At 64.7% G+C, this 14,671-nt stretch carries 17 protein-coding genes; 4 read left to right on the top strand and 13 right to left on the bottom strand.

Going from position 1 to position 14,671, the window contains the following annotated elements:
* The first annotated feature begins 43 nt into the window (after positions 1-43).
* From IVB54_RS36540 to IVB54_RS36550, 3 genes are read left to right on the top strand one after another with little or no spacing between them, the layout of a single operon-like run.
* Complete coding sequence (locus IVB54_RS36540) at positions 44-274, top strand: F0F1 ATP synthase subunit C (RefSeq protein WP_007599451.1); 231 nt, start codon at positions 44-46, stop codon at positions 272-274.
* Between the two features lie 60 nt (positions 275-334).
* A complete protein-coding gene (locus IVB54_RS36545; RefSeq protein WP_018459994.1) occupies positions 335-898 on the top strand; it encodes a F0F1 ATP synthase subunit B' in 564 nt (187 codons plus the stop codon).
* 5 nt (positions 899-903) lie between these two features.
* Positions 904-1,389 (top strand): F0F1 ATP synthase subunit B, encoded by a 486-nt coding sequence (locus IVB54_RS36550; RefSeq protein WP_018459995.1) that lies wholly within the window; start codon positions 904-906, stop codon positions 1,387-1,389.
* Positions 1,390-1,589: 200 nt separating this feature from the next.
* On the opposite strand, the gene IVB54_RS36555 is transcribed toward IVB54_RS36550, so the two are convergent.
* The 5 genes from IVB54_RS36555 to IVB54_RS36575 form a co-directional block, all read right to left on the bottom strand.
* The gene (locus IVB54_RS36555) at positions 1,590-2,246 is read right to left on the bottom strand and encodes a hypothetical protein (RefSeq protein ID WP_018459996.1); all 657 of its coding nucleotides are present in this window, start codon (positions 2,244-2,246) and stop codon (positions 1,590-1,592) included.
* A 121-nt stretch (positions 2,247-2,367) separates the two neighbouring features.
* On the bottom strand, positions 2,368-2,955 hold the full coding sequence (locus IVB54_RS36560; protein ID WP_007599447.1) for a GNAT family protein: 588 nt from the start codon (positions 2,953-2,955) through the stop codon (positions 2,368-2,370).
* 39 nt (positions 2,956-2,994) lie between these two features.
* Entirely contained in the window at positions 2,995-4,284 is a 1,290-nt protein-coding gene (locus IVB54_RS36565; RefSeq protein ID WP_007599446.1) for a pitrilysin family protein, read from the bottom strand.
* Positions 4,281-5,699 (bottom strand): threonine synthase, encoded by a 1,419-nt coding sequence (gene thrC, locus IVB54_RS36570; RefSeq protein WP_247776974.1) that lies wholly within the window; start codon positions 5,697-5,699, stop codon positions 4,281-4,283. The genes IVB54_RS36565 and thrC overlap by 4 nt, the downstream gene beginning before the upstream one ends.
* Positions 5,700-6,272: 573 nt before the next feature.
* Positions 6,273-6,917 (bottom strand): response regulator transcription factor, encoded by a 645-nt coding sequence (locus IVB54_RS36575; protein WP_018459998.1) that lies wholly within the window; start codon positions 6,915-6,917, stop codon positions 6,273-6,275.
* An 85-nt stretch (positions 6,918-7,002) separates the two neighbouring features.
* Here IVB54_RS36575 and IVB54_RS36580 point away from each other — a divergent pair, with 85 nt between their 5' ends.
* Positions 7,003-8,343, top strand: coding sequence for a histidine kinase (locus IVB54_RS36580; RefSeq protein ID WP_018459999.1), 1,341 nt, complete (start codon positions 7,003-7,005; stop codon positions 8,341-8,343).
* Between the two features lie 91 nt (positions 8,344-8,434).
* Here IVB54_RS36580 and IVB54_RS36585 read toward each other — a convergent pair whose 3' ends face one another.
* The 8 genes from IVB54_RS36585 to ctaD form a co-directional block, all read right to left on the bottom strand.
* A complete protein-coding gene (locus IVB54_RS36585; protein ID WP_026233921.1) occupies positions 8,435-8,800 on the bottom strand; it encodes a nuclear transport factor 2 family protein in 366 nt (121 codons plus the stop codon).
* Between the two features lie 114 nt (positions 8,801-8,914).
* Positions 8,915-9,667, bottom strand: coding sequence for an SURF1 family protein (locus tag IVB54_RS36590; RefSeq protein ID WP_018460001.1), 753 nt, complete (start codon positions 9,665-9,667; stop codon positions 8,915-8,917).
* Positions 9,664-10,065, bottom strand: a complete 402-nt coding sequence (locus IVB54_RS36595) for a DUF983 domain-containing protein (protein WP_018460002.1) — start codon at positions 10,063-10,065, stop codon at positions 9,664-9,666. The genes IVB54_RS36590 and IVB54_RS36595 overlap by 4 nt, the downstream gene beginning before the upstream one ends.
* 97 nt (positions 10,066-10,162) lie before the next feature.
* On the bottom strand, positions 10,163-11,059 hold the full coding sequence (locus IVB54_RS36600; RefSeq protein WP_018460003.1) for a cytochrome c oxidase subunit 3: 897 nt from the start codon (positions 11,057-11,059) through the stop codon (positions 10,163-10,165).
* A 77-nt stretch (positions 11,060-11,136) separates the two neighbouring features.
* On the bottom strand, positions 11,137-11,787 hold the full coding sequence (locus tag IVB54_RS36605; RefSeq protein WP_018460004.1) for a cytochrome c oxidase assembly protein: 651 nt from the start codon (positions 11,785-11,787) through the stop codon (positions 11,137-11,139).
* A 5-nt stretch (positions 11,788-11,792) separates the two neighbouring features.
* Entirely contained in the window at positions 11,793-11,969 is a 177-nt protein-coding gene (locus IVB54_RS36610; protein WP_026233922.1) for a hypothetical protein, read from the bottom strand.
* Entirely contained in the window at positions 11,966-12,910 is a 945-nt protein-coding gene (locus tag IVB54_RS36615) for a heme o synthase (protein ID WP_018460006.1), read from the bottom strand. Before IVB54_RS36615 ends, IVB54_RS36610 begins: the two co-directional genes overlap by 4 nt.
* A 60-nt stretch (positions 12,911-12,970) precedes the next feature.
* The gene (gene ctaD, locus IVB54_RS36620; protein ID WP_007605061.1) at positions 12,971-14,596 is read right to left on the bottom strand and encodes a cytochrome c oxidase subunit I; all 1,626 of its coding nucleotides are present in this window, start codon (positions 14,594-14,596) and stop codon (positions 12,971-12,973) included.
* Positions 14,597-14,671 lie beyond the last annotated feature (75 nt).

Consider the following 14,671-nt stretch of genomic DNA (forward strand, 5'->3'; position numbering starts at 1 on the left):
GAATTTCCACCCAAAACCCAATCTTTCTTCCAAGGAGTCTAAAATGGATCCGGCAGCAGCAAAACTTATCGGCGCGGGCATCGCATGCATCGGCATGGGCGGCGCGGGCGTCGGCGTCGGCGTGATCTTCGGCAACTACCTCGCCGCGGCCGTTCGCAACCCCTCGGCCGCTCAGGGCCAGTTCGGCAATCTGATCTTCGGCTTCGCCGTGACCGAAGCGCTCGGCATTTTCTCGCTGCTGATCGCGCTGCTGCTGCTGTTCGTTCCGCTCTGAGAACGATTTTTCGCGCCGCTTCAACCGAGGCGACGCGCATGACTGCAACAGGAGTACTCCATGGCTGAAAGTCATGGCGGGGCGAAAAGTCCGGCGGCGGGCGCCCACACCGGGTCCGAAGGCGGTCACGGTGGCGGTTTTCCGCCGTTCGAGAGCGGCACTTATGCTTCACAGCTGGTGTCGCTCGCGATCTTCTTCGTCGCGCTTTACGTGATCGTGTCCAAGCTCGCTCTGCCGCGCGTCGGCGGTGCGATCGAGGCGCGTCAGAACAAGATCGAGGGCGACCTCGCCGAAGCGCAGAAGCTGAAGGACCAGTCCGAAGCGGCGCTGAAGGCCTATGAAAACGAGCTTGCTTCGGCACGCTCGCGCGCGCAGGCCATCGGCAACGAATCCCGCGACAAGGCGAATGCGCAGGCGGACGCCGAGCGCAAGGCCTTGGAAGAGCAACTGGCGGCCAAGCTCGCCGAGGCAGAGAAGACCATCGCCTCGACCCGTGCGACCGCCATGAGCAACGTCCGCGGCATCGCGGCCGATGCGGCAGGCACCATCGTGCAGCAGCTCACGGGCGTGGTTCCGGACGCGGCATTGGTCAATGCCGCCGTTGATGCGTCCTTGAAGGGTTAATCGATATGTTCTTCGATCCTGAAACCTGGGTCGCCATCGCCTTCGTGATCCTGATGGTCGTGTTCGGCTATCTCGGGGTCTTCAAGAAGGCCATGACTGCGCTCGACCATCGCGCCGATCGCATCAAGGCCGAGCTCGACGACGCGACGCGCCTCAAGCAGGAAGCCGCCAAGGTGCTCGCCGACTACAAGGCGCGCACCGCCTCGGCCGAACGCGAGGCCGCCGACATCATCGCCAACGCGAAGAGCGAAGCCGAGCGCATCGCAACCGAGGCCAAGGCCAAGGTGGAAGATTTCGTCGCTCGCCGCACCAAGACCGCGGAGGGCAAGATCGCGCTCGCCGAGGCTCAGGCGGTGGCCGATGTTCGCGCCGCAGCGGCCGAAGCCGCCGTCCAGGCCGCCTCCACGATCCTGTCGAAGTCGGTCAGGGGCCAGGTCGCCGACGATCTGCTCGCCAAGGGCATCACCGAAGTCAGGCAGAAGCTGAACTGAGAGATCTTGCCTTCACCAATCAAAAAGCCGGCGCGATCAGCGCCGGCTTTTTTGTTTGTCGGGCACTGCATCGGCAAATCTGATGTCATCGCCCGCGAAGGCGGGCGATCCAGTATTCCAGAGACAGCCCTGATAGATCGAGAAGCCGCGGCGTACTGGATGCCCCGCCTTCGCGGGGCATGACGACTATCTTGACGTGGTTACTTCTTCTTCGCCCGCGCCTTCGGCTCGGGCGACAGCGCCTGCGGATCGAAGCCGACATAGAAGATGTAGCTATCGGCGTCCTTGGCCGAAGGCATCGGGTAGACCAGATCCTCGGCCACGAAGGTGAACGGCACGCTGCCGCCCTCCGACATTCCGACCGTGGTCCGGTAGGCCTTGGAAGCGATCACCTTCTCGCCGACGCCGCCCTGCACCACGGCGACGCGCAGCGGCACCTCGACGCTCGCAGGCGCGCCGGCGGGTCCGGCAATGACGCGGCCCTGGATGCCGATCCGGGCCGTGATATCGCCGCCATTGCGGGCGCATTCGCGCGCCATCTTGGTGATGGTGGCCTGGAAGCGGATCTCGTTGCCGACGGCCGGCTTCCCGGTGGCACCGACCGCGTAGGTGGAGGCTCCGGCACGCACCGTGACCTGCGGGCAATCAAGATCGTCATCAGCCGCCGGCTGGCCCGGCGCAGGCGCCGGCTTGGGTTGGGCCGGCTCGTCCGACTTGCCGCCGAACAGGCCCTTGAATCGATCGGTCAGCGACTGCGCCGCGACCGGCGAGATGGAGACGAGCGCAACTGACAACGCCAGCGCGACCGCCGCCCCCCGCCGCAACGCATTCCGCGATGACCGAAGCTCCTGCACCATCAACACCCATACTCCTGACGACATCCCGACCGATCACCGGCCGGGTTGCGCCGTTATATCGTCAAAACCGGCGAACCCAAGGCAGCAAACAAGGAGACTTTGGCCGCATCAATCAACGGGCTCAGCCGCGGAAATCCTCGTGCAGCAGGCCGAACAGCAAATGGTCCTGCCAGACCCCGTTGATGCAGAGATACCGGCGCGCCAGCCCCTCGCGGGAGAAACCGCACTTCTCCAGCACCCGGATCGAGGGCGCATTGGTCGGGATGCAAGCGGCCTCGACCCGGTGCAGATTGAGCTCCCCGAACAGCGTCGGCAGCAGCACCCGCAGCGCGGCCGTCATGTAGCCGCGCTGGGCGTGGGGCTTGCCGACCCAATAGCCGATGGTGCCGGCCTGGACGATGCCGCGGCGGACATTGGCGAGCGTGATGCCGCCGACCATGGCGCCGTCGAGCTCCCGGAAGATCAGAAAGGGATAGGACCGGTCCGCGGCGATGTCCTCGGAATAGCGGCGCAGGCGGCGGCGGAAACCGGAGCGGGTGAGATCATCCGACGGCCAGATCGGCTCCCAGGGGGTCAGGTAATCGCGGCTGGACTCGCGCAGATGGGCCCATTGCAGGAAGTCCGACATCTGAGGCGCGCGTAGCAACAGGCCGTTGCCGCGCGGCGCGAGAGCGGCGGGTCCACTGGATGGCAGGCGAAAGAGGGCCATGGTGATGCTTCCCGGGGCGGATCAACCCGTGCGCGGCTCCTAATGCAGCCGCGCCTTGGCGCGTGCCCGGGTCAATCCTTCCGCAAAAGACACCGCCGTGTCCAGACCCCTGCCACTGCCCAATGCGACAACCGCAGGGCGGCTGCGCGAAAGCAGCGCACGCGCCGCATCCCGGGTCGATTCGACGCTGACGGCGTCGATCCGGGCCACCAGCTCCTCGGCGGTCTGGGGCCGGCCATAGGCCAGCACATGCCGGGCGAGTTGCTCGGCGCGGGACGAGCAGCTCTCCAGCGCCATCAGCAGCCCCGCCTTCATTTGCGCCTTGGCCCGCGCGATCTCGACCTCGGTCAGGGTCTCGACCGAATCATTCATGATGTCGACCACGACCTCCATCATCTCGGGCGCATCGGCCGGATCGGTGCCGGTGTAGAGGCCGAAGAAGCCGGTGTCGGTATAGGGGGCATGGAACGAGTAGATTGAGTAACAGAGGCCGCGCTTCTCGCGCACCTCCTGGAACAGCCGCGACGACATCCCGCCGCCGAGGATGTTGGTAAAGACCTGGAGCGAGAACAGCGACAGATCGGTCTGCGGCACGCCCTCCAGGGCCAAGGTCAGATGCGCCTGCTCGAGCTCGCGATGCACCACCTTGGTGCCGCCCTTGCCGAATTGTGCGGGTTGCGGCTTGGGACCCGCTGTCCCCTCAAAACTGGCAAAGCGCTGCTCGACCTCGGCGACCACCTGCTTGTGATCGACCGCGCCGGCGGCCGCCACCACCATGTCAGGGCCGCGGTAGTGCGTCGACAGATAGTCGCGCAGCGAGTCGCGGCTGAAGGCACGCAAGGTCTTCGCAGTGCCGAGCAGCGAGCGGCCCATCGGCTGGTCGGGATAGCAGAGCTCGTTGAGATGCTCGAACACGACGTCGTCAGGCGTGTCCTGCGCCGCGCCGATCTCCTGCACGATGACGTTCTTCTCGCGCTCGAGTTCGTCGGGCTCGAAGGCGGGATTGGCCAGGATGTCGGCGAGCACGTCGAGTGCGAGCGGCACGTCGGCCTTCAGCACCCGCGCATAATAGGACGTGGTCTCGGTCGAGGTGCCGGCATTGAGGTCGCCGCCGACCGCCTCGATCTCCTCGACGATCTCGCGCGAGGAGCGCTTCGTCGTGCCCTTGAATGCCATATGTTCCAGAAGATGCGAGATGCCGTGCTCGTTGGGCTTCTCGTCGCGCCCGCCGACGCCGGCCCAGACGCCGAGCGCCGCGGTCTCGAGATGAGGCATCTTGTCGGTGACGACAGTGAGGCCGGACGCAAGCTTGGAAATCTCGACGCTCATCCGGCAACTCCCTGTTTCGCGGCGCGGCTGACCGACAGCACGAACCGCTCGACCTCGGTCTGGTCGTTCTTCATCACCTTCATGTGTTCGGATTTGGTCATCAGACCATCGAGCCAGGCCGGCAGTTGCGGCCGCTGGCCGCAGGCCGCTTCGACCGCATCGGGGAATTTGGCCGGATGGGCGGTGGACAGCACGATGCTGGGAACCGTCCTGTCCGTGGTGTCGCGGTCGGCGACCGCAAGCGCGACCGCGGTGTGGGGATCGACCAGCTCGCCGGCCTCGCGCCAGGCGGCGCGGATCGCGGCCGCGGTCTCGGTCTCGTCGGCCCGGCCTGCGTCGAACCCCTCGCGGATCGCGGCCAGCGTCGCATCGGGCAGCACGAAGCGTCCCGATTGCTTCAGTGAATCCATCAGACGGCGCACGCCGGCGGCATCGCGCCCGCCAGCCTCGAACAGCAGCCGCTCGAAATTCGAGGAGATCTGAATGTCCATCGACGGCGAAGCCGTCGCGTGGACCTCGCGCACCTCGTAGATCCCGGTCTTCAGCGTGCGCGCCAGGATGTCGTTGACGTTGGCGGCGATGCCCAGGGTCCGCACCGGAAGACCCATGCGCTTGGCGACATAGCCGGCGAAGATGTCGCCGAAATTGCCGGTCGGCACGACGAAGTCCACCGCGCGCGCGGGTGCACCGGCGGCAACGGCGGAGGTGAAATAGTAGACCACTTGGGCGACGATGCGCGCCCAATTGATGGAATTGACGCCGGACAGCGACGTCGCATCGCGGAAGCGATGGTTGTTGAACATCGCCTTCACGAGGGCCTGGCAATCGTCGAAATTGCCCTCGACGGCAAGCGCATGGACGTTGGCCGCGCCCGTCGTCGTCATCATTCGCCGCTGCACCTCGGAGATGCGGCCATGCGGGAACAGCACGATGAGATCGACATTTTCGAGTCCTGCGAACGCGTCGACCGCAGCACCGCCGGTGTCGCCCGAGGTCGCGACCACGATGGTGGTGCGCTGGCCGCGCTGGGCGAGCACGTGGTCCATCAGCCGCGAGATCAGCTGCATCGCCACGTCCTTAAAGGCGAGCGTCGGGCCGTGGAACAGCTCCAGCACGAACTGGTGCGGCGCCATCTGGCGCAGCGGCACCACCGCCGGATGGCGGAAGGTGGCGTAGGCCTCGTTCGCCATACGGCCGAGCTCGGCGTCCGAGATCTCGCCGGCGACGAAAGGGCGGATCACCTCGACCGCGACCTCCCAATAGGGACGCCCGAAAAAGCCGGCGATGGCGTCAGGCGAGAGTTGCGGCAAGGTGGCCGGCACATACAGGCCGCCGTCGCGAGCGAGCCCGGTCAGCATCACGTCGCAGAAGCCGAGTTCGGGGGCCTCGCCCCGGGTCGAGATATAACGAGTCAAACTGCCCTCCAAAGGCCGGCCGAGCCTGGACTCGGTCCGCAAGCCTTTGATTTTACGAAATTACTTGTTAACAGCCAGAGGCTTTGGGCCACCATAAAGTGTTTTGCGGCATCAGGAAACCGCTTCGCGCCTGGGGCCGTCCAAGGAAAAAGGCTGCCAACGAAAAGCGCTGCCAACGAAAAGGGCTGCGGCAATGCCGCAGCCCTCTCTTGGAAGGTCTGTCGTTGTGTGCAGACCGGTTTGGCGTCTTGGGGTCACCGACCCGCAAAAACTGTTCGCGCAAGCTTTCGTCGGCTGTCACGATATCGTCAAGGGACAAAACGGAATGTGTGAGAAAATGTTCCTGTTTTTCCCGACACGTTTCGGCGCGGGCAAACGTTCGCCAGCAGCTTGGCGTCACGCATTACCATTATATCCCGAACGACAGCACAGTTCGGGAACGAACGACGGCTGCGCTCATTGTGTCGGCGGATGGTGTCGGCGCTATCCATGCATTGCCCGGCTGAGCGCCGAGACCGGTCCGCCCGCCGAACCGGCAGCATCCTGGTGCAGCCGGTTCGGTGCCCTGAGGCGTCAGTTCATCCCGATTTCCACCGCGATCCGGATCAGGTCGGAATGGTTCTTGGCACCGAGCTTCTGCTTGAGCAGAGAGGTGGTGTTGGCGACGGTCTTGTAGGAGATGCCGAGCGCCTCGGCGACCTCGACGATCTTGTCGCCTCGCCCCAACAGGCGAAGAATCTCGAGCTCCCGCGGCGTCATCTGCGAGGCTGGATTGGCCTTGATCGCCGCGCCGGAAAACGTCACGGCTTCCGCGAGCTGCGGTGAGATGAAATTGTCGCCCGCAACCACCTTGCGCACCGCCTTGAGCAGGATCCGGGGATCGTCGCCCTTGGAGACGTAGCCCTGGGCCCCGAGCTCGACCGCCCGCACCACGAAGGCTGGATCATCGTTCATGCTGAACATGATGATCTTGGCGTCGGGATCGTCCTTGCGAATGCGCCGCATCAGTTCAAAGCCGGAGACGTCGGGCAGGCTGATGTCGATCACAGTGACGTCGGGCCGCCTGCTGACATAGGCGCGATGCCCGGATTTGGCGTCGGTCGCCTCGTCGATCCGGATCGAATGGTCGGAGGAGAACAGGGTGCGGCAACCGGACAACACCACGGGATGGTCGTCGACAATCAGGACGCGGGTCGCCGGCTTGGCAGTATCTTGCATTGTAACTCTCTAGTTTTTCGATTCATAAACCGACGGGAACAAATGGAAAGAGCAAAATCCCCTGATGCGCGTTAGAATTGACCTAATGTGGCAACGGCTGTCCTTCAGTACACAATTGTTTCTGCCGCTCGGCCTGCTGTTCATGGCGGCGCTGATCATGGGCGGCGTCCTGCTGCACGTCTTCACGACCGGTCAGCTCGCCGAGGAGAACCAGCCGGCCCAACGATCGACCAAAGCCGTGGCCGAGGCCCTCAACAACGCTCTGCGTTCATCCGACCATCCGCGAAGGACCCTGGATGACTTCGTGCGGATGCTGGACGAGTCCTCAGATATTCAATTCCTTCCTGCAGGAGCGGTTGCTCCTCCCTTTGCGTCGAGGGGCCTGCAAGGTTCGCATGGCCCACCAAAATGGTTCGTCAGTCTCCTTTCCATTCCGGACTTGCACATCGCATTTCCGGTATCCCTCAACGGCGAGCATTTCGGCGACATCGTGTTTGTGCCGGACCTGTCCGCAGCGCTGTTCGAGACCTGGGTGGGCTTCCTCGCCTTGGCCGGCTTCGTCGTCGCGCTGACCGGGCTGACAGGGGTCGTCGCCTATGTGTTTGCGGGATCAGCCCTGCGACCACTGCAGGATCTTGGCGCAGGCCTCACGCGGCTACGACGCGGCGACTACGCAACACCGATCTCGGTCGGGGGACCGCCGGAAATCCGGCAAAGCTGCGAGGAGGCCAATGCGCTGGCCGAAACGCTGGTGCAGTTGAGCCAGGACAATCGCGACCTGCTGCACCGCCTGGTCTCGCTCCAGGACGACGAGCGGCGCGATCTCGCGCGCGAACTGCACGACGAACTCGGTCCGCTGCTGTTCGGCATCCGCGTCGGCACCATCGCATTGGTCGATGCCTCGCCCCCGGCGGGAAATCTCAGCAGTTCGGCGCAGGAGGTGTTGCAATCGGTCGAGGCGCTCCAGCAGACCAACCGCCGCATCCTCGACCGGTTGCGACCGCTCTACATCGAGGAATTGGGTCTGGAGACCAGTGTGCAGACGCTGCTCCGAAATTTTCGCAAGCAGGCGCCGTCTATCGACCTGACGGACGCGGTCGATCCGAATCTCAACGCGATCGACGGGCCGCTGGCTCAAACCGTCTATCGCGTGATTCAGGAGGCGCTGACCAACGTGCTGCGTCATGCCGGCGCCAGCCATGCCCATGTGCAGGCGACCTTCGCCGGCGAGACGGTCGTCATCGAGATTTCCGACGACGGCGGCGGCTTTCCCGAAGGGAATCTGTTCGGCCGCGGCCTGACCGGCATGCATGAGCGCGTGCGCGCACTCAGCGGATCGCTGTCACTGCTGCGCGTGGACGACAGAACCTATGTGCGCTGCCGCCTTCCCGCCGAACCGGCACGCGAGGCGCCGGTCAGCGATTGAAGCGCTTTCGAGCGAAGTGGATACCGGTTCGCGTGAAGAAAACGCCAAAACAGAATCTGGTGTTCGGCTCTGATTAATCAGAACGGAAACTCTAGCACGCACAGCCAAGCTGCGCGTTCTGTCGCGCCGGCTCGCACAGCGTGGTGCGGATCTTGCCGTCGGGGCTGAAACAAAACGAGGCGCGAATGCGCAGCGCGCCGGCGACGGAATATTCGAGATCGACGCCGTGGGGTGCAGGATGGATTTCCTCCAACCCGAAACCGGCCGACGAGAAAGCGCTGAGCCGCGGCTGCCAATAGGCTTCGAGCTCGCTCCGGCCGCGATAGCGCTGCGTGCCGTTGCACGTGCATTCGACCTGGGCGTCATCCGCATAGAGGTCGAGGAGCGTCGCGAGGTCGCCCTTCCTGCAGGCATCCACCCAATCGACGACAATTCCCATCTGGTCGAAATCACTCACGCTGCAATCCTGTCTGCCGCGGAAAATTACTGGCGGCTTAGGACCACACTCGTGAATGTGCGCTGAATGGTAAACCCCGGGCGATACCGGGTTCCCTAAGTGGATCTACGGAGCTCAGCCCCGCCGCCGCCCTCTTGCCCACACGGCGAAGGCGATGAGCACGGCGCCTGCAAGGGTGAACCAGGTGATGGCGTATTGCAGGTGATCGTCCTTGAGATGGACGTCGAGCGGCCCCGGCCGCGGAATGCCATTCTCGGGCGCCGGCTGCTCGAGGTCGACATAGAACGGCGCAACCGCGCCCCAGCCCAGCGCGCTCGCGATCGCCACGTGATCGCGCACGAACCACAGCCGCTTGCCGCGGTTCTCCGCCGGGGTCAGCCAGCCCGGTGCCTCGGGGAAGCGCAGATAGCCGGTGAACGAGACCGCCTGCCCGGTGACGAGCTTCCTGACCGCGCGATCCTCGACGCTGCGATCCTGCATGGTGTTTTCGACGAAGCCCGCATCGATCACCACCGTCTCGCCGCTCGGCAGCCGCGCCGGCAGGAAGGCCCAGGTGCCGGGGCCCGACGCGTCCTTACGCACGGCGGATCCGGAGGAATAGACCATCGCATCGGGCAACGGCGCGTAGGTCGCGGTAAAGCTGACACGGCGGAATTCATCGCGCGCGGGACTTAGCGCGGCCCATCGTGCCGGCGGCGGCAGAGTGACCGGTGCCTCCGCGAGGCGCTCGGTCAGTGCGGCGATCAGCTCGTGCTTGGCGATGCGGCGCTGCAATTGCCAGACGCCGAGCGTGACGCAGACCGCGGTCAGGAAAAGCGTAAACAGCGCGAAGCCGGCCACGCGGGGCTTGCGCGCGGTCTCGTTCATTTCGCGCGGTCGACCAGCCGGCCCGGCGCCGCCTTATGGTGGAATTGCAGTGCGATCAGCAGCGACTTCATCGCGCGCAACGGCAGCAGGGTAGTCGCAAGGATCAGCGGCAGCCACAGCACCGCGTGCAGCCAGTACGGCGGCTGGTACTTGACCTCGATGACGAGCGCGCAGCCGACGACGATCGCGCCGGCCAGCATGATGATGAAGATCGCCGGACCGTCACCGGAATCGATGAAGGCGTAGTCGAGGCCGCAACGCTCGCAGCAAGGCGCAAGCGTCAGGAAGCCTGCATAGAGCTTGCCCTGGCCGCAGCGCGGGCATTTGCAGGCAAGCCCGCGCAGCGCGCTTTGCAGGACGGTGGCTTGCGGCTCGGACGTATCGGCGGCTTCGTTCATGGCAAAAGGTCTATCACAGTTTCTGCCGAAACCCCTGCGCGCAAAAAAGCAAAAGGGCGGCCCGGGGCCGCCCTTTCTCGATCCGAAGCCAGCCCGCTCAGTGCGCGCCGTGAGCCATGGTCTCGGCGCCGTGTCCCCAGACATAGATGCAGAGGAACAGGAACAGCCAGACCACGTCGACGAAATGCCAGTACCAGGCGGCGAACTCGAAACCGAGATGCTGGGTCGGCGTGAAGTGGCCGGCATAGGCGCGGAACAGGCACACCAGCAGGAAGATGGTGCCGACCAGCACATGGAAACCGTGGAAGCCGGTCGCCATGAAGAAGGTCGCGCCGTAGACGTTGCCGCCGAAGGAGAATGCCGCGTGGCTGTACTCATAGGCCTGCACGCAGGTGAAGAGCGCGCCGAGCACGACGGTGAGGATCAGGCCATATTTCAGGCCCTGGCGATCGTTCTCGAGCAGCGCATGGTGGGCCCAGGTCACCGTGGTGCCGGAGGTGAGCAGGATCAGCGTGTTCAGGAGCGGCAGATGCCAGGGATCGAAGGTCTCGATGCCGTGCGGCGGCCAGGTGCCCGGCACGGTGCAGGCGCCGGCCGCGGTCCCGAGACCACAGCCGAACACCGCATCGCGGGTAGCGTGGACGGCGTCGGCCGGGAATAGCGCCGCGTTGAAATAGGCCCAGAACCAGGCGACGAAGAACATCACCTCCGAGGCGATGAACAGGATCATGCCGTAGCGGTGATGCAGCTGCACGACGCGGGTGTGGTCGCCCTTGTACTGGGCTTCCCTGATCACGTCGCCCCACCAGCTCGCCATGGTGTAGAGCACACCGACGGTGCCGACACCGAAGATGATCGGCGCAGCCGAGAACATGTGGTGCATCCAGGTGATCGCGCCGACCGCCATGATGAAGGCGGAGATGGAGCCGACGACGGGCCATGGCGAGGGATCGACCAGATGGTAGTCGTGATGCTTGGTGTGCGCCGTTGCCATTTGCGGTCTCGCTCCTCAATCCCGTGCCTGTCAGGCACTTATCCCCTTATTCCAACCCCGGCGCGTGAGTCCGGAGATCAGAGATTTCCCTTGCGTTTGTCGTCTTCGCTGGCCGCGAGCGGCTTCACCACCGGATCCTTCACCGGATAGAACGTGTAGGACAGCGTGATCGTGTTGAGACCGTCGTTCTCGTGGTCGTCGGCAATCGACGGATCGACATAGAATACGACCGGCATCTCGCGCTTCTCGCCCGGCGCCATGGTCTGCTCGGTGAAGCAGAAGCAGTTGATCTTCTGGAAATAGGATCCGACCGTCAGCGGCGCGACATTGTAGGCGGCCTGGCCTGCGGTGGTCCGCGCGGCCTGGTTGGTCACCGTGTAGAAGACGGTCACGACCTGGCCGATATTGACCTCGATCTCGCTCTGCTCGGGCTCGAACTTCCAGGGCAGGCCGGGCGCGACGTTGGAATCGAAGCGCACCGCGATCTTGCGTGCGATCGGGCCGCTGGCCGGCGCCGAGGTCGCGACCTGGGTCGTGCCGTTGAAGCCGGTGGCGCGGCAGAACCAATTGTAGAACGGCACCGCCGCGTAGGAGGCGCCGACCATCAGCGCGACCACGCCGCCGCAGATCGAGGCGACCACCACGTCGCGGCCAAGCCCCCTGGCAGGCCTGCGCCCCTTGGTGGCCGTCCGGCTCTGATCCCGCGATATGGTCGGCTTCTGATCCATGTTTCCTACATCGGCCGGACGAGCACGGCCGGCCCCTTGACCATGGTCACGGCGAAGAACAGCACTACGAGCACGCCGAGCGCGAGTGCGATCGCGATCGAGCGCTGACGACGGCTCTTCTTCTGCGCCTCGGTGAGGACGATTCCGTCTATCTCGGGTTTGTCGGCCATCCCTGTGATCATGCGCCCCCTACCATCGGCGCAAGCGCCCGGAACACGACCTCGGCCAGCAAGGTCGCAAACAGCGCGAACAGATAAAGGATGGAGAACGCGAACAGCTTGCGGGTCGCCCGCAGCGATTGGCTGCGCTCGCGACGGACATAGACGTTGATGGCGAACCCCAGCATGCCGGCGCCGAGGATCAGCGAGACGATGCCGTAGATGGCGTCGAAGTAGCCGAGCGCCCAGGGCGCGGCCGCGACCGCGATCAGCACGATGGTGTAGAGCAGGATCTGAAGCCGGGTCGCGTCGGGGCCGGCGACGTTGGGCAGCATCGGAATGCCGGCGCGCGCGTAATCGTCGGAGCGGAACAGCGCCAGCGCCCAGAAGTGCGGCGGCGTCCAGAAGAAGATGATGGCGAACAGCAGTAGCGGCTCGACGTCGACCGTGCCTGTGACCGCGGCCCAGGCCACCACCGGCGGCAGTGCGCCGGCGGCACCGCCGATCACGATGTTCTGCGCGGTCCAGCGCTTCAGGCCGATTGTGTAGATCACGACGTAGAAGAAGATGGTGAAGGCGAGCAGCGCGCCCGCGATCCAGTTGACCAGGATGCCGAGCGTCATCACCGAGAAGAAGGCGAGCGTCATGCCGAAGGTCATCGCCTCGGGACGGGTGATGCGGCCGCGCGGAATCGGCCGGTTCGCCGTGCGCGACATCTTGGCATCGATGTCGCCTTCGAGCGCCATGTTGAGCGCGCCGGACGCGCCGGCGCCGACCGCGATGCAGAGCAGCGAGGTGATGGCCAGCACCGGGTGGAAATGCCCGGGCGCCATCGCCATTCCGACCAGCGCGGTGAAGATCACCAGCGACATCACCCGCGGCTTCAGGAGCGCGATGTAATCGCCAACCTCCGCTTCGGAGATGCGGGGATTGATGTCGATGGCGTTGTGGTCGAGGACGGACACTAGACTGACTCGCTTGGTTGTCGAGCCGCGGCGCCCGTCACGGGCGCCGCGAGCATTGGCTTACTGCACGCGGGGCAGCACTTCGAACTGGTGGAAGGGCGGCGGCGAGGGCAGCGTCCATTCCAGCGTGGTCGCACCTGCACCCCACGGATTGTCGCCAGCCGGCACCTTCTTCGCGAAGGCGTCGATCACGCAGTAGAGGAAGATCAGCACGCCGAAGCCGGAGATATAGGAGCCGACCGACGAGACCAGGTTCCAGCCCGCGAACGCGTCGGGATAATCGACATAGCGGCGAGGCATGCCCGACAGACCGAGGAAGTGCTGCGGGAAGAACACCAGGTTCACGCCGATGAAGGTGACCCAGAAGTGCGCCTTGGCGAGCCCTTCATTGTACATGTAGCCGGACATCTTCGGGAACCAGTAGTACCAGCCGGCGAAGATTCCGAACACCGCACCGAGCGACAGCACGTAGTGGAAGTGCGCGACCACGTAGTAGGTCTCCTGGAGCACGCGGTCGACGCCGGCATTCGCCAGCACCACGCCGGTGACGCCGCCGACGGTGAACAGGAAGATGAATCCCACCGCCCAGATCATCGGCGCGCGGAACTCGATCGAGCCGCCCCACATCGTGGCGATCCACGAGAAGATCTTCACGCCGGTCGGGACCGCGATGACCATCGTGGCGGCGACGAAATAGGCCTGCGTCGCCGAGGACATGCCGACCGTGTACATGTGGTGCGCCCACACCACGAAGCCGATGCCGCCGATCGCGACCATGGCGTAGGCCATGCCGAGATAGCCGAACACGGGCTTGCGCGAGAAGGTCGAGACGATCTGGCTGACCATGCCGAAGGCGGGCAGGATCAGGATGTACACTTCGGGGTGACCGAAGAACCAGAACAGATGCTGGAACAGCACGGGATCGCCGCCGCCTTCCGGATTGAAGAACGTCGTGCCGAAATTGCGGTCAGTGAGCAGCATCGTGATCGCACCGGCGAGCACCGGCAGCGACAACAGCAGCAGGAACACCGTCACCAGGATCGACCACACAAACAGCGGCATCTTGTGCAGGGTCATGCCCGGCGCGCGCATGTTGAAGATCGTGGTGATGAAATTGATGGCGCCCAGGATCGAGGAAGCGCCCGCCAGATGCAGCGACAGGATCGCGAAGTCCACCGCCGGGCCCGGATGGCCCGAGCTCGACAGCGGCGCGTACATGGTCCAGCCGGCGCCGACGCCGTTGGCGCCCGGCTCGCCCTCGACGAAGGTCGACATCAGCAACAGCGCGAACGAGGCCGGCAGCAGCCAGAACGAGATGTTGTTCATGCGCGGGAACGCCATGTCGGGCGCGCCGATCATGAGCGGCACGAACCAGTTGCCGAAGCCGCCAATCATCGCGGGCATGACCATGAAGAAGATCATGATCAGACCATGGGAGGTCACGAACACATTGTAGGTGTGCGTCTCGTGGAAGATCTGCACGCCCGGATACATCAGCTCGGCACGGATCGCGATCGACATCGCGGCGCCGATGACGCCGGCGATGACCGCGAAGATCAGGTACATCGTGCCGATGTCCTTGTGGTTGGTCGAATAGACGTAGCGCCGCCATCCGGTCGGATGGGCGTGCTCGTCATGTCCGTGGTCTTGCGCGTGATCGCCGTGTGCCGCTGCGCTCGTTGCCATTTTCTAATCCTGCCTTGCGTCCCGATCGGACCTCTGGAGGTCCCGCCTTATGTCGCCTTCAGTTTCCTCGAACCC

The organism is Bradyrhizobium sp. CW1 (genome assembly GCF_023100665.1).
In the GTDB taxonomy this organism is placed as follows: domain Bacteria; phylum Pseudomonadota; class Alphaproteobacteria; order Rhizobiales; family Xanthobacteraceae; genus Bradyrhizobium; species Bradyrhizobium canariense_D.